General features: G+C 53.7%; 1 protein-coding gene. It reads right to left on the bottom strand.

Annotated features, from left to right (window positions below; translation table 11 throughout):
- Nucleotides 1-246 (bottom strand): hypothetical protein (locus KVT36_RS31940; RefSeq protein WP_217607470.1); only part of this gene is annotated, 246 nt, incomplete at both ends.

A 246-nucleotide genomic window follows, 5' to 3' on the forward strand; every position in this document is an offset into this window, starting at 1 on the left:
CAGCAGGTCTATGCCGGGGCGCTGATGCCAGGCATACAAGGCCATGTTATCGCCGCCATGATTGGGATCGGGCCAGGCATGTTCCCAGTAATGGCCCGTCCATACCAGCCCTTTTTTACTGGTGTACTGCTGCCAGGGTTTAGACCAGCCATCAATGAACATTTGCTGCAGGGTTTGACGATAGTCATGCCGTACCTTCTTCCAATCGCCCGGTTCTTCGTATAAACATGGCTGGTAGTTCTGCAG

Source organism: Chitinophaga sp. GbtcB8, assembly GCF_019091455.1.
Lineage (GTDB): Bacteria > Bacteroidota > Bacteroidia > Chitinophagales > Chitinophagaceae > Chitinophaga.